Origin of the sequence: Streptomyces sp. CB02400 (assembly GCF_001905725.1) — a bacterium.
Classification (GTDB): domain Bacteria; phylum Actinomycetota; class Actinomycetes; order Streptomycetales; family Streptomycetaceae; genus Streptomyces; species Streptomyces atrovirens.
Window position 1 is genome coordinate 323,552 of sequence record NZ_LIWB01000002.1, and the last position, 24,974, is coordinate 348,525.

Genomic DNA, 24,974 nt, shown 5'->3' on the forward strand with positions numbered 1-24,974 from the left:
GCCCAGGAGGACATCCTAAGGAACCGGGGCCGGGGCCGGAAAAAATTCCGGAGAGACCGTGCAACCCTCCCCGCACCTCGCGGGTCGTACTTGGAGTCAGGACTCCTGGGAGGGGACCCGGGGGGGACTTGAGGGGTTCTGACGGGGGAGGGACCGAGGGGGCCCGGTCGACGGACCGGGCCCCCTCGAAGCGCGTACGCCTCAAGTGCGTACGGCCTGGTTCAGAAGAACACCCCGCAGCGCAGCAGCACATTCGCGTACGGCCGTGCCTCGCCGGTGCGCACGACGAGCCGCGCGCCGGCGCTCAGCTCCTTGAGCCGCTCGTGCGGGACCAGGCCGAGGCCGGGGAAGTGACCCGCCAGCAGCTCGGCCGCCGCCGGATTGGCGTCCCGCACCTCGGACGCGGCCGTGGCGCCCTCGACGACCAGCTCGTCGAGGAGCCCCTCCAGCACCTCCGCGAACGAGGGCACCCCCGCGCGGAAGGCGAGGTCCACCACGCGCGGCCCGCCGGGTATCGGCATCCCGGCGTCGCACACCAGCACCCCGTCGCCGTGCCCGAGCTCGGCCAGGGCGCCGGAGAGATGCCGGTTCAGGATCCCGTGCTTCTTCACCGGGTGCCGCCTTCCGGGTCGACGCCGGACGCGCCGTCCGGCCCCCGGCCGGGGGTCCGGGGGCCGCCCCCCGGATCGGCGCGGCGCAGCCCGTCGACCTCCTCCGCCGTGGGGAAGGACACCTGCGCGCCCTCCTTGGTGACCGTCGCCGCGCCCACCCGGGCCGCGTACGCCGCCGCCTCGGCGAGCGGCTCGCCCGCGCCGAGACGCCAGGCCAGCGCGGCGGTGAACGCGTCACCCGCACCGGTGGTGTCCACGGCGCGCACCTTGACGGACGGGACGCGGGCGACACCGTCGGCGGAGGCCACCAGCGCGCCCTCGCCGCCCAGCGTCACCACCACCGAACGCGGGCCCTTCGCCAGCAGCAGCCGCGCCCACTCCTCGGGCTCGTCACCCGTCCCGGCGTCGTCGCCCAGGATCACCCTCGCCTCGTGCTCGTTGACGATCAGCGGGTCGCAGGCCGCCAGCACCTCCGCCGGAAGCGGGCGCGGCGGGGACGGGTTCAGCACGAACCGGCTGCCCGGCACCAGGCTCCGCACCACCTCCACCACCGTCTCCAGCGGGATCTCCAACTGCGCGGAGACCACCCGGGAGGCGTGGAACAGGCTCCCGGCCGCCCGCACGTCCGCCGGCGTCAGCCGGCCGTTGGCGCCCGGCGAGACGACGATGCTGTTGTCCCCCGACGGGTCCACCGTGATCAGCGCGACCCCGGTGGGCGCCCCGCCGACCAGCACGCCCACCGTGTCCACCCGGGCCGCCCGCTGCGAGTCCAGCAGCAGCCGCCCGTGCCCGTCGTCGCCGACCCGCGCCAGCAGGGCCGTACGGGCACCGAGCCGGGCGGCCGCGACCGCCTGGTTCGCGCCCTTGCCGCCCGGGTGGACGGCCAGGTCGGAACCGAGCACCGTCTCCCCGGCGCCGGGCCGGCGCTCGACCCCGATCACCAGGTCGGCGTTGGCCGATCCCACGACCAGGAGGTCGTAGTCGTACATGAATCGCTCCCCGATCTCGGTGTCAGCCGGTCAGCCCTCGAAGCCGGCCACGTTCTCCTGGGTGACCACCTTCACCGGCACCTTCACCATGTTCTCCACCTTCTCGTCCTCGGCGGCCCGCAGCGCGTTCCGTACCGCGATCCTGCCCAGTTCCGACGGCTGCTGCGCGACGGACGCGTACAACGTGCCGGCCTCGACCGCCTTCAGCCCGTCCGGCGTACCGTCGAACCCGACGACCTGGACCGACTTCCCGGCCTTCGAGCCGAGCGCCTTGATCGCGCCGAGCGCCATCTCGTCGTTCTCGGCGAAGACACCGTCGATGTCGGGGTGCGCCTGGAGCAGGTTCGTCATCACGTCCAGGCCCTTGGTGCGGTCGAAGTCCGCGGGCTGCTTGGCGACGACCTCGATGCCCGGGTACTCCTTCAGCCCGGCCGCGAAGCCCGCCCCGCGCTCCCGGCTGGCGGAGGTGCCGGCCTGCCCCTGGAGGATGACGATGGTGCCCTTGCCGCCGAGCTTCTCGGCGAGCGCCTTCGCTCCCAACTGACCGCCCTCGACGTTGTCGGAGGCGACCAGCGCGGCCGTGTCCGCCTCGTTGACCCCGCGGTCCACGGCGACGACCGGGATGCCGGCCTTGTTGGCGCCGCGCACGGCGGGACCGGCCGCGTCGGAGTCCACCGGGTTGACGACGACCGCAGAGAGGGAGCCGCTGGTGAAGTTCTGCAACTGGTTGGCCTGCTGGGAGGCGTCGTTCTGCGCGTCCGTGACCGTCAGGTCCACACCCAGCTTCTTCGCCTCCTCCTCGGCGCCGTTGCGGATCTGCACGAAGAACGGGTTGTTGAGCGTCGACAGCGACAGGCCGATCTTCTGCGTCCTGCCGGCCGAGGACCCGTTGTGCAGCAGCGAGGTCGCGCCGACGACGGCCACCGCGACGACCGCTGCGATGACGTACGTCAGTGCCTGCCTGCCCCTGTTCCCGTTCCCGGACGCCCCGGCGGCCGGGGTGGTCGCGCCCGCCTTGCGGCGCAGCGTGTCGAAGAGGACGGCCAGCGCGATGACGACACCGATGACGACCTGCTGCCAGAACGCGGAGACGGACAGCAGGTTGAGCCCGTTGCGCAGCACGGCGAGGATCAGCGCGCCGATCAGCGTGCCCGACGCCTTGCCGGTGCCGCCCGCGAGGGAGGCGCCGCCGATGACGACGGCGGCGATCGCGTCCAGCTCGTAGCCCTGCGCGGCCTGCGGCTGCGCGGAGGCCAGCCGGGAGGCGAGCACGATGCCCGCGGCGGCGGCGAACAGCCCGGAGAACGCGTAGATGGCGAGCTTCTGCCGCTTCACCCGCAGACCGGACAGCCGCGCGGCCTCCTCGTTGCCGCCGATGGCGTACATGGAACGGCCGATGTACGTCCGTCCGAGCACGAAGGCGGTCAGCAGCCCCATGACGACCATCACGAGCACCGGCACGGGCAGCCAGCCGCCGAGCGTGTCACCCAGGTGGGAGACCGGGTCCGGGAAGGCGATGGGCGAGCCCTGCGAGATGACGAGCGACAGACCGCGCGCCACCGACAGCATGGCCAGCGTCGCGATGAACGACGGCAGCTTCCCGTACGAGACGAGGAAACCGTTCACCAGACCGCAGACGATGCCCGTCGCGACGGCGAGAAGCACCGCGAGCACGACCGGCACCCCGGCCTCGGTCGCGCTCCACGCCAGCACGGTCGCGGACAGCGCGGCGACCGAACCGACCGACAGGTCGATGCCCGCCGAGACGATCACGAAGGTGACGCCGAAGGCGAGGATCGCGGTCACGGCGGCCTGCACGCCGACGTTGAGGAGGTTGTCGGCGGTCAGGAAGTCCCCGGACAGCGCCGACATGGCGATGACGAGGACGATCAGCGCGGTCAGCGCGCCGTTGTCGAGGAGCAGGCGGCGCAGGCCGGCCGTGGCGCCGCCCTGCGCGCCCGGCTTGCCCTTGAGCGTGTCAGTGGCCACGGGAGGCCTCCGTTCCGTTGCTGTGGGGAGTAGTACTGACGGCGAGGGCCATCACGGCGTCCTGGGTGGCCTGCTCGGCGGTGAGTTCGCCCGCGACGCGCCCCTGCGCCATGACCACCACCCGGTCGCTCATGCCGAGCACCTCCGGCAGATCGCTGGAGATCATGAGCACGGCGGCACCGGCGGCCGTCAGTTCGTTGATGAGCTGGTAGATCTCGACCTTCGCGCCGACGTCGATGCCGCGCGTCGGCTCGTCGAGGATGAGCACCTTGGTGTCCGCCAGCAGCCACTTGCCGATGACGACCTTCTGCTGGTTGCCGCCGGACAGCGTGCGCACATGCTGCCCGAGGCCGGCCATCCGCACGCCGAGCTGTCCGGCGATCCGCTCGGCGGCCTCGTGCTGACCCTTGAGGTCGACGAGCCCCGCGCGGGAGGCGGACCGGAGGGTGACCAGGCCGAGGTTCTCCTCGACGGAGGCGTCGAGGACGAGCCCCTGCCCCTTGCGGTCCTCGGGCACGAGCCCGATGCCGGCCGCCATGGCGGCGTTCACGTCGTGGCGGCGCAGCGGGATCCCCGCGACGTGCACGGCCCCGGCGTCGTACGGATCGGCCCCGAACACCGCCCGGACCACCTCCGTCCGCCCGGCGCCGACGAGCCCCGCGATGCCGACGACCTCACCGGCCCGCACCTCGAAACCCACGTCGTGGAAGACACCGTCCCGCGTCAGCCCCTCCACCTTGAGCAGCGCGTCACCGGCGTCGGCACGCTCACGCGGGTACTGCTGCTCGATCGACCGCCCGACCATGAGCCGTACGAGCTCGTCCTCGGGCGTGGAGGCGGGCACCTGCCCGACGCTGCGCCCGTCCCGGATCACGGTGACCCGGTCCCCCAGGGCGGCGATCTCCTCCAGGTGATGGGTGATGAACACGATCCCGACGCCGTCCTCGCGCAGCCGCCGCACGATGGCGAACAGCTTCTCGACCTCCTCGGAGGTCAGCACGGCGGTCGGCTCGTCCATGATGAGCACGCGCGCGTCCAGGCTGAGCGCCTTGGCGATCTCGACCATCTGGAGCCGCGCGATACCGAGTTCGCGCACGCGCGCCCGGGGGGAGACGTCGACCCCGACGCGCCTCAGCAGCACCTCGGCATCGGCGTCCATCGTCTTCCGGTCGATCATCCCGAACCGGCGCGGCTGCCGCCCGAGGAAGATGTTCTCGGCGACCGTCAGATCGGGGACGAGGTTGAACTCCTGGTAGATGGTGGCGATCCCGAGCCGCTCGGAGTCCTGCGCACCGTGGATGCGCACCTCCTCGCCGCCGACCGTGATCCGGCCGGTGTCGGGCGTGTAGGCGCCGGAGAGCATCTTGATCAGCGTGCTCTTGCCGGCGCCGTTCTCACCGAGGAGCACGTGCACCTCGCCCCGGCGCAGGTCGAAGTCGACGCTGTCGAGCGCGACCACGCCCGGGAAGGTCTTGCGGATGCCCTCGATGCGCAGCAACTCGTCCGGGTTGCTCACGACGTACTCCTTCGTACGGGGGACGGGGACTGTGGGGGTACCGGCTCACCGCACGAGCGGCGTACGACGAGCCGGGCGGGGAGGGTGACGGACTCGCCGGGTCTGCCCTCGATCCGGTCGACGAGCGCGCGTACGGCGGCCCGGCCCAGCGCGCCGGTCGGCTGGGCGATGGCGGTGACCGGCGGATCGGTGTGCACGAACCAGCGGATGTCGTCGAACGCGGCCAGCGCGATGTCGTCGGGCACCCGCAGCCCCCGCGCGCGTACGGCGTCCAGCGCGCCGAGCGCCATCAGGTTGTCGGCGGCGAACACGACCTCGGGCGGCTCGGCCAGGTCGAGGAAGCCCTCGGTGACCCGGCGCCCGCTGTCGGCCTGGAAGTCGCCCTGGCCGATGTAGGCGTCGGGGAGGGGAAGCCCGTACGCGCCGAGCGCCTCCCGGAAGGCGTCCACGCGCTCGCGGCCGGTGGTGGTGGCGGCGGGCCCGGCGATGATCGCGAGCCGCCGGTGCCCGAGCCCGTACAGGTGCGCGACGAGGTCCCGTACGGCGCCGCGCCCGTCCGACCTGACGACGGGCACGTCCACGCCGGGGATCCACCGGTCGACGAACACCATGGGCGTGCCCGCGCGGGCGGCGTCCAGCATGCCCGGCGACCCGCCGTCGGTGGGGGAGACGAGCAGCCCGTCGATACGGCGGTCCAGCAGCGTCGTCACATGGTGGTCCTGGAGATCGGGCCGCTCGTCGGCGTTGCCGATGATCACGCTGTACCCGAGCGCGCGGGCCTCCTCCTCGACGGAGCGGGCCAGCTCGGTGAAGTACGGGTTCATCACGTCGCTGATGACCAGCCCGAGGGTGCGGGTCTGATCGGTGCGCAGCGACCGGGCGACGGCGTTCGGGCGGTAGCCGAGCGCCTCGACGGCGGCCAGCACGCGGGTGCGGGCGTCCGCGCTGACCGACGGATGGTCGTTCAGGACGCGCGACACCGTGGCGACGGACACCCCGGCCCGCGCGGCGACGTCCTTGATGCTCGCCATCGCCGTTCCACCTCCTCGTGGAATCGATTACACGGAGGATTGGAATCGATTACACGAGCGGCTGGCAAGAGGGTGCGGGGTGGCCGAAACCGAATCGTGACCGCGGGGGCGGCGGTATACCCCGGGCGACCGGGTTCTGTGTACCGCCTTCTTCCGGGGCTGTGCGGAAGGAGGTGCCCGGACTGGAGGGTTCCGGCCGCCGGAGAGGAGCACGAGGCGGGAGAGGGCCGCACGGGACGTGGCGCCGCCCTGGCGGTGGGCGGGGACCCGCGGAGCCGGTTCGGAGCACCCGCCGCTCCGAGTCGCTCACCCCGGACGCGCCGCCGAACGGTCTCCCTGCCGGGCTCCGGCCGGCCGCCTCCCTGCCGTCGGCCTGCCGGCGGTCAACGTGCGGGCCGACCCTCGGTGTCAGTGGCGGCTGACAGTATGACGATCATGAGCCGGATCATCTCGTACAGCACCGCCGACAAAGCCGACGTCCTGGCCTTCATCGGAGCCGCGGACGACCTGACACCCGATCAGGCGCGGCGCCTCGGGATCATGCGTGAGAAGGCGCGGGAGAGCCAGCGGGAACTGGAGCGTCAGGACATCGACCTGGGCCTGACCGTCCCCGAGGCGCTGGAGCACCTCGTGGCCGGTCACGCGCGTTCCGGGGCCGAGTATGCGGCGGGAGCCTACTACCGCGCGCTCCAGCACATCATCGACTGCAACGCCTCCGACCCCGCCGACCTCGGTGTCTACTCCAAGCCCTCCACCTTCTTCGGCCTGCTCGACGAAGAGCTGCGCCGTGCGGGCGTGAGCGCCGATCTCCTGCTGCACGACCACCTGTTCTCCGGGCCGCCCGAGGAGATCCCCTTCCCCGTCCCCTTCCCCGTGGACGGGCCGCACATCGGCATGTTCCCGCTGGCCAGGGCCAAGCCGGCCGCCGACGCCTACCGTGCGGTGCTGGACCGGGTGGACGAGGACTTCCGGTACGACCTCCGGGAGCTGGCCGAGAAGCTCGAGTTCGAGCACACGGAATGGGAGTACGCCACGAAGAACATCGACTGGTACACCCAGGACACGATCTTCTTCTCCATCACGGGCTGAGTGGCGGTGGCCGCCTCCCGGTTGAAAAGGGTGAGCATCCGGCGGGCGAACGCGACGTGCGCACTCGGACGAGCGGAACGTGGACACCGCGGATCGAGGTGCTCCCGGTTTTCAGGAGGGTGTGAGCAACCTTCGGGCGACCGCCCGGAGTTCCTCGTCCTCGTGGTCCTCGGAGAAGGGTGTGGCGCCGAGCGGGCGGCGCGGGGAAGGGAACGGCGGGTGCCGACGCCGAGTACACCGTGCCCTGGTGGAGCGCCCTGACCAGGTCGGGCACGTCCACGGCCGGGCCGTGGACGTGGGTCGGTGTCCGCCACTGGACGGCGTCCGGTCCGGCCGGGGACTTCATGGTCGGCGCTCCTTCGCCGATCAGGTGCGCCGGCCCTGCGGAGCACCACCGACCGCGCCGGTCCTCACGCGGCGGACGGAGGTGCGACGACGGGCGGGTTGAGGCGGGCGAAGCCTTCCTGGCGCTGGTAGGGGAAGTACGGGTAGGGCGCGGTCCTGGCGCTCGCCGCGTCGAGTCTCGCCGTCTGGTCGGGCGTGAGCGTCCAGCCGACGGCGCCGAGGTTCTGGCGGAGCTGCTCCTCGTTGCGGGCGCCGATGATGACGGAGGAGACGGTCGGCCGCCGCAGCAGCCAGTTGAGGGCGATCTGCGGAATGCTCCTGCCGGTCTCCCGCGCGATCTCGTCGAGGGCGTCGACCACGCGGTAGAGGTGCTCGTCCTCGACCGGCGGGCCGTAGTCCGCGGTCCGGTGCAGCCGGCTGCCGGCCGGGAGCGGCCGGCCACGGCGGATGTTGCCGGTGAGCCGCCCCCAGCCGAGCGGGCTCCAGACGAGGGCTCCGAGGCCCTGGTCGAGCCCGAGGGGCATCAGCTCCCATTCGTAGTCGCGGCCGACGAGCGAGTAGTAGACCTGATGGGCCACATAGCGCGGGTGGCCGTACCTCTCCGCGCTCGCCAGGGACTTCATCGCCTGCCAGCCGGAGAAGTTGGAGATGCCGAGGTAGCGGACCTTCCCCGCCCGTACGAGGTCGTCGAGCGCGGACAGGACCTCCTCGACCGGCGTCCCGGCGTCGAAGGCGTGCAGCTGGAACAGGTCGATGTGGTCGGTGCCGAGCCGGCGCAGGGCGTCCTCGCACGCGGTGATCAGGCGCGAACGGGAGGTGCCCGCGTCGCCGGGACCGTCGCCCATCGGCAGGCCGGTCTTGGTGGACACGATCACCTGGTCCCTGCGGCCCTTGATCGCTTCGCCGAGCACCTCCTCGGAGGCCCCGCCGGAGTAGACGTCGGCGGTGTCGAACATCGTGATCCCGGCGTCGAGGCAGATGTCCACGAGACGTCGCGCTTCCCGCGCGTCCGTGGTGCCCCAGGCGCCGAACAGCGGCCCCTGGCCGCCGAAGGTGCCGGCGCCGAAGCTCAGTGCGGGGACCTTGAGGCCGGAAGCGCCCAACTGCCTGTACTCCATGGCTGTTCCTCTCCCATCACACGACCTGGCTAACGGGTCTGGAGTTCCGTTAGTGTGGACCCCAACGTAACAGGTGTGAGCGATTAATGGAACTGGAGTCCCGTTATGGGGTTTGAGGGTACGGATCCGGGGACCGTCCGTCCTGGTGGGCGCACGGCGCGGGTGCGGGCGTCGGTGCTGCGGGCGGCCGGGGACGCCTTGGCGGAACACGGCTTCGCCCACCTGGACCTCGCCGACGTCGCGCGCCGCGCCGAGGTGGGCAAGACCACCGTCTACCGCCGCTGGGGAACGGTGACCGGCCTGGTGGCCGATCTGCTGCTGGACATGGCCGAGCAGTCACTGCCGCGCACCGAGACCGGCTCGCTGCTCGGTGACCTCAAGGCCAACGCCCGGCTCGTGCGGCGCACCTTGGCCGACCCGCGGCAAGGAGCACTGTTCAAGGCGGTGATCGCCGCCGCCACCTGCGAGGCGAAGACGGCCGAGGCCCTGCACCGCTTCTACGACATCCGCGTCAGGGAGTGGGCGCCCTGCGTCCAACAGGCCGTCGACCGGGGCGAGGTCCCCGAGGGCACCGACGTCCACGAGGTGATCCGCGCCGTCTCCGCCCCGCTCTACTACCGCCTGCTGACCACCGGCGCCCCCCTCGACGAAGCGGCCGCGGACCGGGCCGCCGAGGCCGCCGCGGCGGCGGCACGCGCGGGAGCGTACGTGCGGGGCGGCGAAGCCCGTACGTGACGGGCTCGCGCGCGGCCCGGCTCCCCGTCAGCCCGCCGACACCTCGCACCACACGTACTTGCCCCGGCTGCCCTGTCTGGCCAGCGGCTGCCACCCCCACACGTCGGCGCAGGCCCGCACCAGCGCCAGTCCCCGCCCGTCCTCCACCTCGTCTTCGAACTGCCTCGGCGGCTCGGGAGGTTGAGGGTCCGCGTCCCACGCCCCGATCCGCAACGTCCCCGGCGGTGACCAGTGCACGCGCAGGCCGGCGGGGCCCTTGGTGTGCCGCACGGCGTTGGAGACCAGCTCGGTGGCGAGGAGTTCGGCGACGTCGACGAGGCGGATCAGCCCGTGCATGGTCAGGATCAGGCGGAGGGTGCGGCGGCTGACGGTGACGGCGCGGAGGTCGTTGGGGATGTACAAGGAGTACTCCCACGGTTCGTTTTCGGGCATGCGGGACTCCAATTCGGGTGCGGGGAGTTGGAATCGGCCCCGGTGTCATTGCCGCGGCCGTCACGGCAGGACGGGGCGGTGCGCTTCCGGCGGGCCGGTTTCGCACGGTGTGCGTCGCGTCACTGACGGTAGGGGTTAATGTTTCGGTTAAGCAAGCCTGTCCCGTAATCTGACGTCGAACGAGTCATGTCCTCCTGCCCGTTCGATGAGGAGTGGTCGATGACGACCAGGCGTGAACCAACGGCCCGTCAGTTGCGCCTGGCGGTAGAGCTCAGGCGACTGCGTGACGCGGCAGGTCTGAGCGCACGGCAGGCGGCGACACTGCTCGGGGTGAGTCCGGTGCAGGTCAGTCATATCGAGTCCGGTCTTTCGGGAGTGAGTGAAGAGCGGTTGCGCCGCCTCGCTTCCCACTACGCCTGTACGGACCCCGAGTTCGTGGATGCCTTGGTGGCGATGGCGACCGACCGGACACGTGGGTGGTGGGAGCAGTACAGGTCCCTGCTGCCCACTCCCTTTCTCGACCTCGCGGAATTGGAGCATCACGCCACGTTTCTGCAGGAGGTCCAGTTCCTGTACGTTCCCGGCCCGCTCCAGACAGAGGAGTACGCCCGCTCCGTCTTTGCCTACCGGGTCCCCGAGTTGCCCACCCAGGAGCTTGAGCTACGTGTTCAACACCGCATGCAGCGCAAGGTGATCCTTGAGGGCCCCGAGCCCACTCCGTACGAGGCGGTCATTCATGAATCAGCACTTCGGATCATGGTCGGAGACCGCGCTGCCTCACGAGCGCAGCTCTCTCGCCTTCTTGAGGTGTCCGAGGAGGACCACATCACCGTGCGCGTGATCCCCCTCGACCTCGAAGGGTTCGCGGGCGCTGCGAGCGCCATGGCGTACGTCGGAGGCATGGTGCCAAAGCTCGACACCGTGGTACGTGACACACCCGTCGGTACCGCGTTCATTGACGCAGAGGCCCAACTCGGTTCGTTTCGAACTCTCTTCCGTAAAGTGGAGGCTGTGTCGCTCGACCCGGTGCGGTCACGTGACTTCATCCACAGGTTGACGAAGGAGTTGTGAGGCAGCTCATGGGCACCCCCCGTACTTGGCGAAAGTCCTCCTACTCAGGACCTGGTGACGGCAACTCGTGTCTTGAGATCGCGCACACCCGCGCCCTCGTGGCCATACGGGACTCCAAGGCCCCCACGAACGGAACACTCGCCTTCCCCACCGAAGCCTTCGGCGCTTTCGTGCGAGCGATCAAGGAGACGGCCGGGAGGCTTTGAGGAACCCATGGAGAACTGGCGCAAGTCGTCCTACTCCGGAGGCGGCGACGGCAACAACTGCGTGGAGATCGCGACCTCTTCCACCCATGCCGCCGTCCGCGACTCCAAGGCCCCCGCCCGATCCCCCCTCACCTTCCCCGCCGATGCCTTCGCCTCCTTCCTCGAAGCCCTCAGGACGCACCCCCGGCGTTGGTAGTCTCCGCCCCTACGACCACGGAGGCCGATCGATGGTGGAAGCGGGGCGGGCAAGCCCTTCGACGAACCGGGCCGGGGCCTTCCCGTTCGGTGTCCTCTTCGGAGGCCTCACCTCGCTCGTCTCCACAGTCGTCATCGGGCGGGTGTGGGCGGCGTGCGACATCGGCGTCGGCGCGGCGGCGAACTCCCTGACCCTGCTCGTCCTCGCCCCGCTGATCTGGATCGCCACGGCGATCCCGCTCGGTGTCCTGTACGGCGTCCTCGGCGGACGCCACCGGCGCGCGGCCCTGGCGGCGGGGTTCCTGTTCACCGTGTGCTGCACGTGGTTCCTGGTCACCTGGATCGGTGTGCCGGACTCCTACCCGGACCCCGTGTGCCCGGGGAACGTCCCGCCGTGGTGGCCGGGTTTCATACCCGTGTGACCGGGCCGGACCGCGCGTACGGCGAACGCCGGACCGCCCCGCTCCCGCCTTCGCCCACCTCCTCGAAGTGCTGAAGGAACCCGGACCGGCGGAAACCGGCACGACGGCAACTCCGTTGGCACCGCTGCTCGGAGCGATTCCGTGGAACCGGGCCACACCGTTCCGCGGTCTCACGGACAGCCGCCCTGCCCGGCGGCCCCCTTCCGTCCCACTCGCATCCTGGAGCCCGCTTTGCCCATACGGACAGGCACCACCCGCCCCGCGCTCCTGCTCCTGTCGACCGTGCTCGCGGCCGGAACGCTCACCGGCTGCGCGTTGCAGGAGCTCACCAGGGACTGCGAGGGGACCGACGGCCGGGTGAGGGAGATGGCCGCGCTCGGCATCCTCGACTCCCGGCCCGCCGGGGCCACCGTCGCCCGGGGCTTCGAGGAGGTCGACGCGGGCTGCTGGGCGGACAGCGGTGACGTCTCGGTGTACGCCGGCCGGACCTACGCCTTCCCCGGCACGGAGGCCGAGGTCACCGCCCACTACCGGAGGGCAGCGGTACGGGACGGATGGGATCCGGACCCCGAAGCCCCGTCCGGCGACCTGTGCTTCGTCAAGGAGGACATGACCCTGCGGGTCGTCTTCCTTACCGCCGAGGGCCTCGCGGAGGACGGCCACGAGGACCGCCCCGACCTCACCACCGGGGCCGGCTACTCGGTCAACGCCGACTCGTTCACGAACAGCGGCGTCGAGCCGGGCTGCTAGAGCCGTCCCTGCCGTACCTGCGGAACTCCGACGTCTCCACCGTCCACGGCCCGAACGGCACCGAGTCGCCGAAGATGTACGGCTCCTTGCTGCTGTAGCGGCCCTTGCACGGCTCGGAGTGCACCTCGATCGTGCCGGTGCGCGGGTCGACGATCATGTAGTGCGGGATGCCCATGGCCGGATAGTCGGCCAACTTGTCGTCGTAGTCGTTGCCCGGGTTGGACGGTGAGACGATCTCGACAGCGGCCAGCACCTGCGTCGCGTCGACGGCCAGGCCCTCTTCGTCGAGGGTGGCCTCGGGGATCACGACGGCATCGGGCCGGCGCATGCGCCCGATGGCCGGGTGCTCGATCTCGGGCCCGTTCGCACAGATGTGACCGGGGTGGGTGCGGAGCAGTTGTGCGTCCAACTGCTTGCAGATGCGGCGGACGGTCCCCTCGTGGCGCTTCGACGGGCACATCATCGCCAGTATCGGACCGGACGGCCCGATCTCGACACTCCACGACCCCTCGAGCTGTTCCGAGTAGGCCCCGAGCTCCGCGGCGATGGCGCGCATCTTGGCGTAGTCCATGAGCCCAGAGTACTGAGGGGGCGACTCTCCGGCCGCCCTGTCAGTCCCCGCGGGTACCGTCGGACCATGCCCAACCAGTCCGCAGCCGCCGCCCCCGGTGAACGCCGGCTCGCCGTCCTCGAAGGCGTCCTGGAGCGCATCACCTACGCCAACGAGGAGAACGGCTACACCGTCGCCCGGGTCGACACCGGCAGGGGCGCCGGTGATCTGCTCACCGTCGTCGGCGCGCTGCTCGGCGCCCAGGTGGGGGAGTCCCTGCGGATGGAGGGACGCTGGGGGTCGCACCCGCAGTACGGCAAGCAGTTCCACGTCGAGAACTACACGACCGTCCTCCCCGCCACCGTCCAGGGCATCCGGCGTTATCTCGGCTCCGGCCTCGTCAAGGGCATCGGCCCCGTCTTCGCCGACCGCATCACGCAGCACTTCGGCATCGACACCCTCACGATCATCGAGGAGGAGCCCAAACGCCTCATCGAGGTCCCCGGGCTCGGGCCCAAGCGGACCAAGAAGATCGCCGACGCCTGGGAGGAGCAGAAGGCGATCAAGGAGGTCATGCTCTTCCTCCAGACCGTCGAGGTGTCCACCTCCATCGCCGTACGGATCTACAAGAAGTACGGCGACGCCTCGATCTCCGTCGTGAAGAACCAGCCGTACCGGCTCGCCGCCGACGTCTGGGGCATCGGCTTCCTCACCGCCGACAAGATCGCCCAGTCCGTCGGCATCCCGCACGACAGCCCCGACCGGGTGAAGGCCGGCCTGCAGTACGCCCTCTCGCAGGCCACCGACCAGGGGCACTGCTACCTACCCGAGGAGAAGCTGATCGCCGACGCCGTCAAACTCCTCCAGGTGGACACCGGCCTCGTCATCGAGTGCCTGGCCGAACTCGCCGCCGAGCCCGAGGAGGACGGCGAGGACCCCGGTGTCGTACGGGAGAAGGTGCCCGCCCCCGACGGGGGCGACCCCGTCACCGCCGTCTACCTAGTCCCCTTCCACCGCGCCGAGCTGGCCCTCTCCGCCCAGTTGCAGCGCCTGCTCCGTACCGACGAGGACCGGATGCCGGTCTTCCGGGACGTGGCCTGGGACAAGGCGCTCGGCTGGCTGAAGGGGCGTACGGGCACGGACCTCGCCCCCGAGCAGGAGGCCGCCGTCAAGCTGGCGCTGAGCGAGAAGGTCGCCGTCCTCACCGGCGGTCCCGGCTGCGGCAAGTCGTTCACCGTCCGCTCGATCGTGGAGCTGGCCCGCGCCAAGAAGGCCAAGGTCGTCCTCGCCGCCCCGACCGGCCGCGCCGCCAAGCGCCTCGCCGAGCTGACCGGGGCCGAGGCCTCCACCGTCCACCGCCTCCTTGAGCTCAAGCCCGGCGGCGACGCGGCCTACGACCGGGACCGCCCGCTCGACGCCGACCTGGTGGTGGTCGACGAGGCGTCCATGCTGGACCTCCTCCTCGCGAACAAGCTGGTCAAGGCCGTGCCCCCGGGCGCCCACCTGCTCTTCGTCGGCGATGTCGACCAGCTCCCCAGCGTCGGCGCGGGGGAGGTGCTCCGGGACCTCCTCGCCGACGGCAGCCCCGTCCCCGCCGTCCGGCTCACCCGTGTCTTCCGCCAGGCCCAGCAGTCCGGTGTGGTGACCAACGCGCACCGGATCAACGCGGGGCAGCACCCCGTCACCGACGGCATGAAGGACTTCTTCCTCTTCGTCGAGGACGACACCGAGGAGGCCGGCCGGCTCACCGTGGACGTGGCCGCCCGCCGCATCCCGGCGAAGTTCGGCCTCGACCCCCGCCGTGACGTGCAGGTCCTCGCCCCCATGCACCGGGGCCCGGCCGGCGCGGGCACGCTCAACGGGCTGCTCCAGCAGGCCATCACCCCCGGCCGCCCCGACCTCGCCGAGAAGCGGTTCGGCGGCCGGGTCTTCCGCGTCGGCGACAAGGTCACCCAGATCCGCAACAATTACGAGAAGGGGGAGAACGGGGTCTTCAACGGCACCGTGGGCGTGGTCACCGCCCTCGACCCGGTCGACCAGCGCCTGACGGTGCTGACCGACGAGGACGAGGAGGTGCCGTACGAGTTCGACGAACTGGACGAGCTGGCGCACGCCTACGCCGTGACCATCCACCGTTCCCAGGGCAGCGAGTACCCGGCGGTCGTCATCCCGGTGACCACGGGCGCCTGGATGATGCTCCAGCGCAACCTGCTCTACACGGCGGTCACCCGGGCCAAGCGGCTGGTCGTCCTCGTCGGCTCCCGCAAGGCGATCGGACAGGCGGTGCGCACGGTCTCGGCGGGCCGCCGGTGCACGGCGCTGGACTTCCGCCTCGCCGGCTCCCGCCTCTCGGCCCCCGCGTCACCCCTGTGAGCGGCCCGTCATCAAAAAATGATCGATCAAATGAGTCACGAAGGTCACAGAGCCCTTCCGGACAGGGGACAGAGGGGGCAGGATGGGCAAGTTGGCGGCACTCAGTGCCGCCGATAGGCCCGATGGTCGACCCCGAGTGCACTCTCCTGCGCCGAGTGGGGGATGGTGGAGACAGTCAGGGCACCTCGAAGATGAGGCACTAGGTCGGTGAGGGAAGACGTGAGCGACAACTCTGTAGTACTGCGGTACGACGGCAGCGAGTACACCTACCCGGTGATCGACAGCACCGTCGGCGACAAGGGCTTCGACATCGGGAAGCTCCGCGCCCAGACCGGTCTGGTGACACTGGACAGCGGCTACGGCAACACCGCCGCCTATAAATCCGGGGTCACCTACCTGGACGGCGAGGCCGGCATCCTCCGGTACCGCGGCTACCCGATCGAGCAGCTGGCCGAGCGCTCCACCTTCCTGGAGGTCGCCTACCTGCTGATCAACGGTGAGCTGCCGACCGTCGACGAGCTGTCCGCGTTCAAGGGCGAGATCACGCAGCACACCCTGCTGCACGAGGACGTCAAGAACTTCTACAAGGGCTTCCCGCGCGACGCCCACCCGATGGCCATGCTGTCGTCGGTGGTCTCCGCGCTGTCGACGTTCTACCAGGACAGCCACAACCCGTTCGACGAGCAGCAGCGCAACCTCTCCACCATCCGGCTGCTCGCCAAGCTTCCGACGATCGCGGCCTACGCGTACAAGAAGTCGGTCGGCCACCCGTTCGTCTACCCGCGCAACGACCTCGGCTACGTCGAGAACTTCCTGCGCATGACGTTCTCGGTCCCCGCGCAGGACTACGAGCTCGACCCGGTCGTCGTGGCCGCTCTGGACAAGCTGCTCATCCTGCACGCGGACCACGAGCAGAACTGTTCGACCTCCACCGTGCGCCTGGTCGGCTCCTCGCAGGCGAACATGTTCGCCTCGATCTCCGCAGGCATCTCCGCCCTGTGGGGCCCGCTGCACGGTGGCGCCAACCAGTCGGTGCTGGAGATGCTGGAGGGCATCCGGGCCAACGGTGGCGACGTGGACTCCTTCATCCGCAAGGTGAAGAACAAGGAGGACGGCGTCCGCCTGATGGGCTTCGGCCACCGGGTCTACAAGAGCTTCGACCCGCGCGCGAAGATCATCAAGGCGGCTGCGCACGACGTCCTGTCGGCCCTCGGCAAGTCCGACGAGCTGCTCGACATCGCGCTGAAGCTGGAGGAGCACGCGCTCTCCGACGACTACTTCGTCTCGCGCAACCTCTACCCGAACGTGGACTTCTACACCGGTCTGATCTACCGGGCCATGGGCTTCCCGACCGAGATGTTCACCGTGCTCTTCGCGCTCGGCCGTCTCCCCGGCTGGATCGCCCAGTGGCACGAGATGATCAAGGAGCCGGGTTCCCGCATCGGCCGCCCGCGCCAGATCTACACGGGCGTCGTCGAGCGCGACTTCGTCCCGGTCGAGGAGCGCTGACACCTGCCGGTGGGGTGCGTGGTGCGCCTAGTAGCTCGTTGCTGAAGGGGTGTGGGCGGCTGCCGGCCGGTCTGTGGCTGGTCGCGCAGTTCCCCGCGCCCCTTTAGGTGTGCTGCGCAGCCGCAAGCGTGATGAGCAAGGAAGAAGGCGCCCTGGCCGACGGTCCCCCCACGGGCCGACGAACCAGGGCGCCTTCCCATGTCCCGGTGCGGATTCCCCCCACGGGATCCGGCCGGGCGTCTGTGAGGACAGCGCCTGAATCGCTGTATGAGTACGGACGGACCTGAACCCGCCGCACTCGTCGGTGTGTGCGGTCTGCCGGGACAGCGCACGTTCGGGAGGGCCGCTCAAAGCTCCCCGCTGGGTACGTGCCCCGGCAACGCAATCTCCGGAGAAGGTCCCCCAAGACATTCCCCAGATGTCAGGAAGCGCCCCCCAAGACGCTGCCCGACATCGCCAACTTAGACCTTCGAACCCCTTCGATGGTTACGTTCAGATCACTGTGATCTGCGTCTCTTGCATATGTCCCTTAGCGGCGCAAGAGTCCGCAAACCGCTCACGGGACTCAAGCGTAAGGAAGATGCGCGAGCCGTGTGAAGAGCTTATGTGAGGGTCGTACCGGACGACAGGGGTACACCCCAACTTGAGACCTCAATGAAACGCCCGCAGGCGCAGGCTGTTCGTCACCACGAAGACCGAGGAGAACGCCATCGCCGCCCCGGCGATCATCGGGTTCAGCAGCCCGGCCGCGGCCAGCGGCAGCGCGGCCACGTTGTAGCCGAAGGCCCACACCAGATTGCCCTTGATCGTGCCGAGCGTCCTGCGGGACAGCCGTATCGCGTCCGCGGCCACCCGCAGGTCACCGCGGACCAGGGTCAGATCGCCCGCCTCGATCGCCGCGTCCGTGCCGGTGCCCATGGCGAGACCCAGATCGGCGACGGCCAGCGCGGCCGCGTCGTTGACGCCGTCGCCGACCATGGCGACGCTGCGCCCCTCGCCCTGCAGCCGTCGTACGACGTCGGCCTTGTCCTCGGGCAGCACCTCGGCGATCACCTGGTCGATGCCCACACTCCGCGCCACCGCCTCGGCGACGGCCTTGTTGTCACCGGTCAGCAGCACCGGCGTGAGCCCCAGCGCGCGCAGCTCGCGCACCGCCTCGGCGCTGGTCTCCTTCACGGCGTCGGCGACCGCGAGCACACCGCGTGCCACCCCGTCCCAGCCGGCCACGACGGCCGTACGCCCGTCCCGCTCGGCCTCGTCCCTGGCCCGGGCCAGCTCCGGCGGCAGCTCGTCGAAGAGGCGTCCCACGGCCACCTCGTGGCCCTCCACGCGTCCGCGTACGCCCCGGCCGGGGACGTTCTCGAAGTGCTCGGCGCGAGGCAGTGCACCGGCGCGCTCCTCGGCGCCCGCGGCGATCGCCCGCGCGACGGGGTGCTCGGAGGCGTGCTCCAGGGCGCCCGCGAGCCGCAGCAGCCGCCGCTCGTCGGTGCCGTCGGCGGTGTGGACGGCGAGCAGGGTCATGCGGCCGGTGGTGACGGTGCCGGTCTTGTCGAGGACGATGGTGTCGACCTTGCGGGTGGACTCCAGGACCTCGGGGCCCTTGATGAGGATGCCGAGCTGGGCGCCGCGCCCGGTGCCGACCATCAGCGCGGTCGGCGTGGCCAGACCCAGGGCGCACGGGCAGGCGATGATCAGGACGGCGACGGCGGCGGTGAACGCGGCGGCGGTGTCGCCCGTGGCGCCCAGCCACGTCCCGAAGGTGCCGACCGCGATCAGCAGCACCACGGGGACGAAGACCCCGGCGATCCGGTCGGCGAGGCGCTGCACCTGCGCCTTGCCGTTCTGCGCGTCCTCGACCAGCTTCGCCATCCGCGCGAGCCGCGTGTCGGCGCCGATCCGGGTCGCCTCGACGACGAGCCGTCCGCCCGCGTTGACCGTGGCGCCGGTGACGGTGTCGCCGACGGCGACGTCCACCGGGACGGACTCGCCGGTCAGCATGGACGCGTCCACGGCGGAGACGCCCTCCAGGACAGTGCCGTCGGTGGCGATCTTCTCCCCGGGCCGTACGACGAACCGGTCGCCCACGGCCAGCCGCTCCGCAGGGATCCGCACCTCGCGCCCGTCGCGGAGCACGGCCACGTCCTTGGCGCCCAGCTCCATCAGCGCCCGCAGGGCCGCTCCCGCGCGGCGCTTGGAGCGGGCCTCCAAGTAGCGGCCGAGCAGGATGAACGCGGTGACGCCCGCGGCGACCTCCAGGTAGATCGTGGATGCGCCGTCGCTGCGGGCGACGGTGAGTTCGAAGGGGTGCCGCATGCCGGGCATGCCCGCGTCGCCGAGGAACAGCGCCCACAGGGACCAGCCGAACGCGGCGAGCGTGCCGACGGAGACCAGCGTGTCCATGGTGGCCGCGCCGTGCCGGAGGTTGGTCCAGGCGGCCCGGTGGAAGGGGGCGGCGCCCCAGACCACGACGGGTGCGGCGAGGGTGAGCGAGAGCCACTGCCAGTTGTCGAACTGCAGCGGCGGGATCATCGCCGGCAGGACGACGGGGAGGGCGAGGAGCGCGGAGACGGTGAGGCGCCGGCGCAGGGCGGCCAGCTCGGGGTCGGCTTCCTTCGAGGCGGGCGGCTCGTCCCGCGGAGGCGCGGGCTCCTCGGCGGTGTAGCCGGTCCGCACCACCGTGCTGATCAGGTCGGCGACCTCGGTGCCCGGCGGGTAGGCGATCCGGGCCTTCTCCGTCGCGTAGTTCACCGTGGCGGTGACGCCGTCCATGCGGTTGAGCTTCTTCTCGACGCGGGCCGCGCAGGAGGCGCAGGTCATCCCGCCGATGAGCAGCTCGACCTCCGAGAGGGCCGGCTGTCCGGCGGCCGGCGCCTCGGGGGCGGTGGTGCTGGTCATGTCCGTATCTCCAGGGACGAAGTCCGGGGCTCCGGGAGCGGTGGCGTGCCGGGCCGCGGGGAACGGGTGGCCGGTACGACCCGGTTCACGCCGCGCGGAGGTTCAGGCCCTGCCCGTCAGCTCGAAGCCGGCCTCGTCGACGGCGGCACGGACGGCCTCCTCGTCGAGCGGGGCCGCGGAGACGACGGTCACCTCGCCGGAGGAGGCGACCGCCTGCACCGAGCTGACGCCGGGGAGCTGGGAGATCTCGCCGGAGACGGCGCCCTCGCAGTGTCCGCAGCTCATCCCGCTCACCTTGTAGACCGTGGTGACGGAGCCCTGGGTGTCGGTCTGGGAGGTCATGTCGTTGCTCCTCGTCGAGGTGTGGATGATGGGTGGGGGCGGTGCGGGCCCACGCGGGTCACGGGGGACCTTGAGACCCTCCTGCCGCCCAGCTTATACCCCCTAGGGGTATAAATCCACGACGGTCGGGCCGAGCGGAAGGCGGGGCGGGTCATGCGGGCGGTGGTGTTCGAGCGGTACGGGGAACCGGCCGAGGTGCGGGAGGTCGCGGACCCGGAGCCCGCGGAGCACGGGGTCGTGGTCCGCGTCGAGGCCACCGGCCTGTGCCGCAGCGACTGGCACGGCTGGCAGGGCCACGACCCGGACATCACCCTCCCGCACGTCCCCGGCCACGAACTCGCCGGGACCGTCGAGGCGGTCGGCGCGCGGGTCACCGGCTGGCGCGCGGGGGACCGGGTCACCGTCCCCTTCGTCTGCGCCTGCGGTTCCTGCCCCGCCTGCGCGGCCGGCGACCAGCAGGTGTGCGAGCGCCAGACCCAGCCCGGCTTCACCCACTGGGGCTCCTTCGCCCAGTACGTGGCGCTGGACCACGCGGACGTGAACCTCGTCGCGGTCCCCGACGGGATGTCCTTCGCGACGGCCGCCTCGCTCGGCTGCCGTTTCGCCACGGCCTACCGTGCGGTGGTGCAGCGGGGCCGGGCGGCGGCGGGGGAGTGGGTGGCCGTGCACGGCTGCGGCGGGGTGGGCCTGTCGGCGGTGATGATCGCCGCGGCGGCCGGTGCGCGCGTCGTCGCCGTCGACGTGTCACCGGGCGCCCTCGACCTGGCACGGAAGTTCGGCGCCGCGGAATGTGTGGACGCGGCGGCCGTGCGGGACCCCGCCGGGGCGGTCCGCGACCTCACCGGCGGCGGCGCCCACCTCTCCCTGGACGCCCTCGGCGCACCCGCCACCTGCGCCGCCTCGGTCGACAGCCTGCGCCGCCGGGGCCGCCACGTCCAGGTCGGCCTGCTGCCCTCCCCGACGGGCACCACGCCCGTCCCCATGGCCCGCGCCATCGCCCTCGAACTCCTCGGCAGCCACGGCATGGCCGCGCACACCTATCCCCCGATGCTGGAACTGGTCCGCGCCGGCGTGCTCCGCCCCGATCTGCTGGTGACCTCCACCATCACCCTGGACGCCGCCCCGCCCGCCCTCGCGGCCATGGGCGGGGCGGCGGCGGGAGCGGGCGTGACCGTCATCGAGCCCTGGAGCTGACCTCAGCCGTTCCCGCGGCCCCGGTTGCCCGGCCGGGAGGCCACCCATGCCCGGACGGTGTCGGCGTACCAGTAGGGCTTGCCCGCCTCCACATGGTCGGGCGGGGGCAGCAGCCCGTGCTTGCGATACGAGCGGACGGTGTCCGGCTGCACCTTGATGTGGGCCGCGATGTCCTTGTAGGACCACAGCGATCGGTCGGTCATGGTGGCACCTCCCCGCGCGCACCACGGCGACGGCCGGGGGCGGCCGTCAGGGGGAGCCGGGCGTGCGCTGGTGATCAGGCATGCGTTGTGCCCGGTGAACGAGGCCCGTCGGCGGCAGGGCAGGGGTTGTGCGCCGGATGTGACGGAAGGCCCGCGCACGTGTGACGCCCGTGACAGCGCGGGAGTGTTTGTGACAGGGATGCCACACAGGCGCACGCCGGTCCGTCGGCGGGGCGCGTTGACTTCCCGTGTGCCGGCCGGTCCGGACTCCGTGTCGGCCGGACCGGACCTGCGACGGCCGGACCGGCCCTCGCGGCAGCGGATCCGGGCAGGCCCCCGGCAAAGTCTCGTCCGAATGTCCGGACAAAACATTGACAGGGCTTCGTGCCCGGGGCTAGAAACCGGGGAGGACCACACAGGCGTGGAGCCGTACGAAGGGGACGCGATGGCGTACGACGTGATCACCATGGGGCGGATCGGGGTGGACCTCTATCCGCTCCAGACGGGCGTACCACTGCCGCAGGTCACGTCCTTCGGCAAGTTCCTCGGCGGCTCGGCGACCAACGTAGCGGTCGCCGCCGCCCGCCTCGGCCGCCGTACCGCCGTGATCACCCGCACCGGCGACGACCCCTTCGGCACCTACCTCCACGAGGCGCTGCGCGACTTCGGCGTCGACGACCGCTGGGTCACCCCCGTCCCCGGCCTGCCCACCCCGGTCACCTTCTGCGAGGTCTTCCCGCCGGACGACTTCCCGCTCTACTTCTACCGCCGGCCCAAGGCCCCCGACCTGGAGATCGACGCCCACGGACTCGACCTGGACGCCATCCGCGACGCGAGCGTCTTCTGGGTCACCGGCACCGGTCTGAGCGAGGAACCCAGCCGCACCGCCACCCTCGCCGCCCTCGCCCACCGCGCCAGGTCCGGCACCACGGTCTTCGACCTCGACTGGCGCCCCATGTTCTGGACCGACCCCGACGCCGCCCGCCCCTTCTACCGCGAGGCCCTGCGCCACACCACGGTCGCCGTCGGCAACCTGGACGAGGTGGAGGTCGCCACCGGGGAGCGCGAACCGCACGCCGCCGCCCGCGCCCTGCTCGCCGCCGGGGTCGGGATCGCGGTGGTCAAGCAGGGGCCGAAGGGCGTGCTGGCCATGGACCGTGACGGCCGGTCGGCCGAGGTCCCGCCGCTGCCGGTGACCGTCCTCAACGGCCTGGGCGCCGGCGACGCCTTCGGCGGTTCGCTCTGCCACGGCCTGCTGGCCGGCTGGGACCTGGAGAAGACCATGCGGCACGCCAACGCCGCCGGGGCCATCGTCGCCTCCCGCCTGGAGTGCTCCTCCGCGATGCCCACCCCCGACGAGATCGACGCGGCGCTCGCCGCCGGGGCCGTCACATGACCGACCCGTACGTCCCCCGGGACGTCACCACCGGTACCACCGCCACCATCAGCACCATCGGTACCACCGGCACCACCCCACCGATCGCCTCCGGCGCGGGAGGCCGCTTCGCTTTGGCAGGAGCGAAGAGCGAGCGACGACTCCCCGCCCGCCGCGGCCCCGCGCCGGAGGTTCCGCCGAAGTCCCACATGTCTATGCGGGCCCCGAAACGGCCGACACTGTGTCGGGCCCGCCCGGCGGCCCGGACCTGTTGGTATGGATCCGTGGCCGAGGCCGCGGCGCGTCCGCCCGCAGCCGAGGCGCACGAGCTGTACGAACGGCACGTCTCCACCCGTCGCCGCCATCTGCGAAGGAGTTCTCGGTCATGACGAAGATCGTCAACCACTGGATCGGCGGCAAGACCGCCGAAGGCGCCTCGGGTACGTACGGCCCGGTGACGGACCCGGCGACCGGCGAGGTCACCACGAAGGTCGCGTTCGCCTCCGTCGAGGAGGTCGACGCCGCGGTCGCCGCCGCCAAGGAGGCGTACCTGAGCTGGGGCCAGAGCTCCCTGGCCGCCCGCACCACCATCCTCTTCAAGTTCCGCGCGCTGCTCGACGCCCACCGCGACGAGATCGCCGAGCTGATCACCGCCGAGCACGGCAAGGTGCACTCCGACGCGCTCGGCGAGGTGGCGCGCGGCCTGGAGATCGTCGAGCTGGCCTGCGGCATCAACGTGCAGCTCAAGGGCGAGCTGTCCACGCAGGTCGCCACCCGCGTCGACGTGTCGTCCATCCGCCAGCCGCTGGGCGTCGTCGCCGGCATCACGCCGTTCAACTTCCCCGCGATGGTGCCGATGTGGATGTTCCCCATCGCCATCGCCTGCGGCAACACGTTCGTGCTGAAGCCGTCCGAGAAGGACCCGTCCGCATCGGTCCGCATCGCCGAACTCCTGTCGGAGGCCGGCCTGCCCGACGGCGTGTTCAACGTCGTCCACGGCGACAAGGTGGCCGTCGACCGCATCATGGCCCACCCCGACGTCAAGGCGGTCTCCTTCGTCGGCTCCACCCCGATCGCCCGCTACATCCACACCACCGCCTCCGCGAACGGCAAGCGCGTCCAGGCCCTCGGCGGCGCCAAGAACCACATGCTGGTCCTCCCCGACGCCGACCTCGACGCGGCGGCCGACGCGGCGGTGTCGGCGGCCTACGGCTCGGCGGGCGAGCGCTGCATGGCGATCTCCGCGGTCGTCGCCGTCGGCGCGATCGGCGACACCCTGGTGGAGAAGATCCGTGAGCGCGCCGAGAAGATCAAGATCGGCCCCGGCAACGACCCCACCTCGGAGATGGGCCCGCTGATCACCAAGGTCCACCGCGACAAGGTCGCTTCTTACGTCGCCGGCGCGGCGGACGAGGGCGCCGAGGTCGTCCTGGACGGCACCGGCTACACGGTGGACGGCCACGAGAACGGCCACTGGATCGGCATCTCCCTCCTCGACAAGGTGCCGACCACGGCGAAGGCCTACCAGGACGAGATCTTCGGCCCGGTCCTGTGCGTCCTGCGCACGGAGACCTACGAGGAGGCCCTGGACCTCATCAACAGCTCCCCGTTCGGCAACGGCACCGCGATCTTCACCCGCGACGGCGGCGCCGCCCGCCGCTTCCAGCTGGAGGTCGAGGCCGGCATGGTCGGCGTGAACGTCCCGATCCCGGTCCCCGTCGGCTACCACTCCTTCGGCGGCTGGAAGGACTCCCTCTTCGGCGACCACCACATCTACGGCAACGACGGCACGCACTTCTACACCCGCGGCAAGGTCGTCACCACCCGCTGGCCCGACCCGGCGGACGCCCCGACCGGCGTCGACCTGGGCTTCCCGCGCAACCACTGAGCGTCACCGAACGCCCCCCGGGGCCGTCCGTTATGCGGACGGCCCCATTTTTTTGCGGGTCTCTCCTGCGGTTACCGCAGGAAGGGAAAGCCGCTTACTTGGCGCCCCGTTGTGTCCGGATGGGCATTCACAGGGCTCATGGCCAA

Annotated in this window: 23 protein-coding genes and 1 pseudogene; 13 read left to right on the top strand and 11 right to left on the bottom strand. The window is 71.2% G+C overall.

The window, feature by feature from the left end:
* Positions 1–221 precede the first annotated feature (221 nt).
* The 5 genes from rbsD to AMK33_RS06615 are packed head-to-tail and all read right to left on the bottom strand — an operon-like array spanning position 222 to position 6,136.
* Positions 222–611, bottom strand: a complete 390-nt coding sequence (gene rbsD / locus AMK33_RS06595) for a D-ribose pyranase (RefSeq protein ID WP_073931783.1) — start codon at positions 609–611, stop codon at positions 222–224.
* Positions 608–1,600 (bottom strand): ribokinase, encoded by a 993-nt coding sequence (locus tag AMK33_RS06600; RefSeq protein WP_073931784.1) that lies wholly within the window; start codon positions 1,598–1,600, stop codon positions 608–610. The genes rbsD and AMK33_RS06600 overlap by 4 nt, the downstream gene beginning before the upstream one ends.
* 30 nt (positions 1,601–1,630) lie before the next feature.
* Entirely contained in the window at positions 1,631–3,589 is a 1,959-nt protein-coding gene (locus AMK33_RS06605) for an ABC transporter permease/substrate-binding protein (RefSeq protein ID WP_073931785.1), read from the bottom strand.
* The gene (locus tag AMK33_RS06610; protein WP_073931786.1) at positions 3,579–5,105 is read right to left on the bottom strand and encodes a sugar ABC transporter ATP-binding protein; all 1,527 of its coding nucleotides are present in this window, start codon (positions 5,103–5,105) and stop codon (positions 3,579–3,581) included. The genes AMK33_RS06605 and AMK33_RS06610 overlap by 11 nt, the downstream gene beginning before the upstream one ends.
* Complete coding sequence (locus AMK33_RS06615) at positions 5,102–6,136, bottom strand: LacI family DNA-binding transcriptional regulator (RefSeq protein ID WP_073931787.1); 1,035 nt, start codon at positions 6,134–6,136, stop codon at positions 5,102–5,104. The genes AMK33_RS06610 and AMK33_RS06615 overlap by 4 nt, the downstream gene beginning before the upstream one ends.
* A 435-nt stretch (positions 6,137–6,571) precedes the next feature.
* On the opposite strand from AMK33_RS06615, the gene AMK33_RS06620 reads away from it, so the two are divergent.
* Entirely contained in the window at positions 6,572–7,225 is a 654-nt protein-coding gene (locus tag AMK33_RS06620; RefSeq protein ID WP_073932063.1) for a DUF7691 family protein, read from the top strand.
* 410 nt (positions 7,226–7,635) lie between these two features.
* On the opposite strand, the gene AMK33_RS06625 is transcribed toward AMK33_RS06620, so the two are convergent.
* Positions 7,636–8,688, bottom strand: coding sequence for an aldo/keto reductase (locus AMK33_RS06625; RefSeq protein WP_073931788.1), 1,053 nt, complete (start codon positions 8,686–8,688; stop codon positions 7,636–7,638).
* A 105-nt stretch (positions 8,689–8,793) separates the two neighbouring features.
* Between AMK33_RS06625 and AMK33_RS06630 the strand changes: the two genes are divergently transcribed.
* On the top strand, positions 8,794–9,423 hold the full coding sequence (locus AMK33_RS06630) for a TetR/AcrR family transcriptional regulator (RefSeq protein ID WP_073931789.1): 630 nt from the start codon (positions 8,794–8,796) through the stop codon (positions 9,421–9,423).
* 27 nt (positions 9,424–9,450) lie between these two features.
* Here AMK33_RS06630 and AMK33_RS06635 read toward each other — a convergent pair whose 3' ends face one another.
* A complete protein-coding gene (locus AMK33_RS06635; protein ID WP_073931790.1) occupies positions 9,451–9,855 on the bottom strand; it encodes an ATP-binding protein in 405 nt (134 codons plus the stop codon).
* A gap of 219 nt (positions 9,856–10,074) precedes the next feature.
* Here AMK33_RS06635 and AMK33_RS06640 point away from each other — a divergent pair, with 219 nt between their 5' ends.
* The 5 genes from AMK33_RS06640 (at position 10,075) to AMK33_RS06660 (ending at position 12,499) form a co-directional block, all read left to right on the top strand.
* Positions 10,075–10,926, top strand: a complete 852-nt coding sequence (locus AMK33_RS06640) for a helix-turn-helix domain-containing protein (RefSeq protein WP_073932064.1) — start codon at positions 10,075–10,077, stop codon at positions 10,924–10,926.
* 8 nt (positions 10,927–10,934) lie between these two features.
* A complete protein-coding gene (locus AMK33_RS06645; protein WP_073932065.1) occupies positions 10,935–11,132 on the top strand; it encodes a DUF397 domain-containing protein in 198 nt (65 codons plus the stop codon).
* A gap of 7 nt (positions 11,133–11,139) precedes the next feature.
* The gene (locus AMK33_RS06650; RefSeq protein ID WP_073931791.1) at positions 11,140–11,328 is read left to right on the top strand and encodes a DUF397 domain-containing protein; all 189 of its coding nucleotides are present in this window, start codon (positions 11,140–11,142) and stop codon (positions 11,326–11,328) included.
* Positions 11,329–11,359: 31 nt separating this feature from the next.
* On the top strand, positions 11,360–11,749 hold the full coding sequence (locus tag AMK33_RS06655) for a hypothetical protein (protein WP_073931792.1): 390 nt from the start codon (positions 11,360–11,362) through the stop codon (positions 11,747–11,749).
* A gap of 231 nt (positions 11,750–11,980) precedes the next feature.
* Entirely contained in the window at positions 11,981–12,499 is a 519-nt protein-coding gene (locus AMK33_RS06660) for a hypothetical protein (protein WP_073931793.1), read from the top strand.
* On the opposite strand, the gene AMK33_RS06665 is transcribed toward AMK33_RS06660, so the two are convergent.
* Complete coding sequence (locus AMK33_RS06665; protein ID WP_073931794.1) at positions 12,468–13,070, bottom strand: Uma2 family endonuclease; 603 nt, start codon at positions 13,068–13,070, stop codon at positions 12,468–12,470. The two genes, AMK33_RS06660 and AMK33_RS06665, sit on opposite strands and share 32 nt — an antisense overlap.
* Before the next feature lie 66 nt (positions 13,071–13,136).
* Here AMK33_RS06665 and recD2 point away from each other — a divergent pair, with 66 nt between their 5' ends.
* The gene (recD2, locus tag AMK33_RS06670) at positions 13,137–15,422 is read left to right on the top strand and encodes an SF1B family DNA helicase RecD2 (protein WP_073931795.1); all 2,286 of its coding nucleotides are present in this window, start codon (positions 13,137–13,139) and stop codon (positions 15,420–15,422) included.
* 219 nt (positions 15,423–15,641) lie between these two features.
* A complete protein-coding gene (locus tag AMK33_RS06675; RefSeq protein WP_073931796.1) occupies positions 15,642–16,931 on the top strand; it encodes a citrate synthase in 1,290 nt (429 codons plus the stop codon).
* A gap of 651 nt (positions 16,932–17,582) precedes the next feature.
* Here the strand turns inward: AMK33_RS06675 and AMK33_RS06680 are convergent.
* Together AMK33_RS06680 and AMK33_RS06685 are read right to left on the bottom strand one after the other, a co-directional pair.
* On the bottom strand, positions 17,583–19,826 hold the full coding sequence (locus tag AMK33_RS06680; protein WP_073931797.1) for a heavy metal translocating P-type ATPase: 2,244 nt from the start codon (positions 19,824–19,826) through the stop codon (positions 17,583–17,585).
* A 102-nt stretch (positions 19,827–19,928) separates the two neighbouring features.
* Positions 19,929–20,168, bottom strand: coding sequence for a heavy-metal-associated domain-containing protein (locus tag AMK33_RS06685; protein WP_073931798.1), 240 nt, complete (start codon positions 20,166–20,168; stop codon positions 19,929–19,931).
* A gap of 153 nt (positions 20,169–20,321) precedes the next feature.
* On the opposite strand from AMK33_RS06685, the gene AMK33_RS06690 reads away from it, so the two are divergent.
* Positions 20,322–21,362, top strand: a complete 1,041-nt coding sequence (locus AMK33_RS06690) for a zinc-dependent alcohol dehydrogenase family protein (protein ID WP_073931799.1) — start codon at positions 20,322–20,324, stop codon at positions 21,360–21,362.
* Positions 21,363–21,364: 2 nt separating this feature from the next.
* Here the strand turns inward: AMK33_RS06690 and AMK33_RS06695 are convergent, their stop codons facing one another.
* A complete protein-coding gene (locus AMK33_RS06695; RefSeq protein WP_073931800.1) occupies positions 21,365–21,565 on the bottom strand; it encodes a helix-turn-helix transcriptional regulator in 201 nt (66 codons plus the stop codon).
* Between the two features lie 445 nt (positions 21,566–22,010).
* On the opposite strand from AMK33_RS06695, the gene iolC reads away from it, so the two are divergent.
* From iolC to mmsA, 3 genes and pseudogenes are all read left to right on the top strand, one after another.
* Positions 22,011–22,961 carry a 5-dehydro-2-deoxygluconokinase gene (gene iolC / locus AMK33_RS06700; RefSeq protein WP_073932066.1) on the top strand — a complete coding sequence of 317 codons (951 nt, stop codon included), beginning with the start codon at positions 22,011–22,013 and terminating at the stop codon, positions 22,959–22,961.
* Positions 22,962–23,044: 83 nt separating this feature from the next.
* Positions 23,045–23,137, top strand: a pseudogene (locus tag AMK33_RS43695) (5-deoxy-glucuronate isomerase); the annotation flags it as partial.
* 188 nt (positions 23,138–23,325) lie between these two features.
* The gene (gene mmsA, locus AMK33_RS06710; RefSeq protein ID WP_073931802.1) at positions 23,326–24,828 is read left to right on the top strand and encodes a CoA-acylating methylmalonate-semialdehyde dehydrogenase; all 1,503 of its coding nucleotides are present in this window, start codon (positions 23,326–23,328) and stop codon (positions 24,826–24,828) included.
* Positions 24,829–24,974: the final 146 nt, after the last annotated feature.

Excerpts from the sequence above, each read along its gene's own strand:
- AMK33_RS06640 (WP_073932064.1), top strand. The coding sequence starts at position 10,075 with ATGACGACCAGGCGTGAACCAACGGCCCGTCAGTTGCGCCTGGCGGTA.
- mmsA (WP_073931802.1), top strand. The coding sequence starts at position 23,326 with ATGACGAAGATCGTCAACCACTGGATCGGCGGCAAGACCGCCGAAGGC.
- AMK33_RS06650 (WP_073931791.1), top strand. The coding sequence starts at position 11,140 with ATGGAGAACTGGCGCAAGTCGTCCTACTCCGGAGGCGGCGACGGCAAC.
- AMK33_RS06680 (WP_073931797.1), bottom strand. The coding sequence starts at position 19,826 with ATGACCAGCACCACCGCCCCCGAGGCGCCGGCCGCCGGACAGCCGGCC.
- AMK33_RS06690 (WP_073931799.1), top strand. The coding sequence starts at position 20,322 with ATGCGGGCGGTGGTGTTCGAGCGGTACGGGGAACCGGCCGAGGTGCGG.
- AMK33_RS06600 (WP_073931784.1), bottom strand. The coding sequence starts at position 1,600 with ATGTACGACTACGACCTCCTGGTCGTGGGATCGGCCAACGCCGACCTG.
- AMK33_RS06620 (WP_073932063.1), top strand. The coding sequence starts at position 6,572 with ATGAGCCGGATCATCTCGTACAGCACCGCCGACAAAGCCGACGTCCTG.
- recD2 (WP_073931795.1), top strand. The coding sequence starts at position 13,137 with ATGCCCAACCAGTCCGCAGCCGCCGCCCCCGGTGAACGCCGGCTCGCC.
- AMK33_RS06695 (WP_073931800.1), bottom strand. The coding sequence starts at position 21,565 with ATGACCGACCGATCGCTGTGGTCCTACAAGGACATCGCGGCCCACATC.
- AMK33_RS06645 (WP_073932065.1), top strand. The coding sequence starts at position 10,935 with ATGGGCACCCCCCGTACTTGGCGAAAGTCCTCCTACTCAGGACCTGGT.
- AMK33_RS06630 (WP_073931789.1), top strand. The coding sequence starts at position 8,794 with ATGGGGTTTGAGGGTACGGATCCGGGGACCGTCCGTCCTGGTGGGCGC.
- AMK33_RS06615 (WP_073931787.1), bottom strand. The coding sequence starts at position 6,136 with ATGGCGAGCATCAAGGACGTCGCCGCGCGGGCCGGGGTGTCCGTCGCC.
- AMK33_RS06685 (WP_073931798.1), bottom strand. The coding sequence starts at position 20,168 with ATGACCTCCCAGACCGACACCCAGGGCTCCGTCACCACGGTCTACAAG.
- AMK33_RS06635 (WP_073931790.1), bottom strand. The coding sequence starts at position 9,855 with ATGCCCGAAAACGAACCGTGGGAGTACTCCTTGTACATCCCCAACGAC.
- AMK33_RS06665 (WP_073931794.1), bottom strand. The coding sequence starts at position 13,070 with ATGGACTACGCCAAGATGCGCGCCATCGCCGCGGAGCTCGGGGCCTAC.
- iolC (WP_073932066.1), top strand. The coding sequence starts at position 22,011 with ATGGCGTACGACGTGATCACCATGGGGCGGATCGGGGTGGACCTCTAT.
- AMK33_RS06625 (WP_073931788.1), bottom strand. The coding sequence starts at position 8,688 with ATGGAGTACAGGCAGTTGGGCGCTTCCGGCCTCAAGGTCCCCGCACTG.
- AMK33_RS06655 (WP_073931792.1), top strand. The coding sequence starts at position 11,360 with ATGGTGGAAGCGGGGCGGGCAAGCCCTTCGACGAACCGGGCCGGGGCC.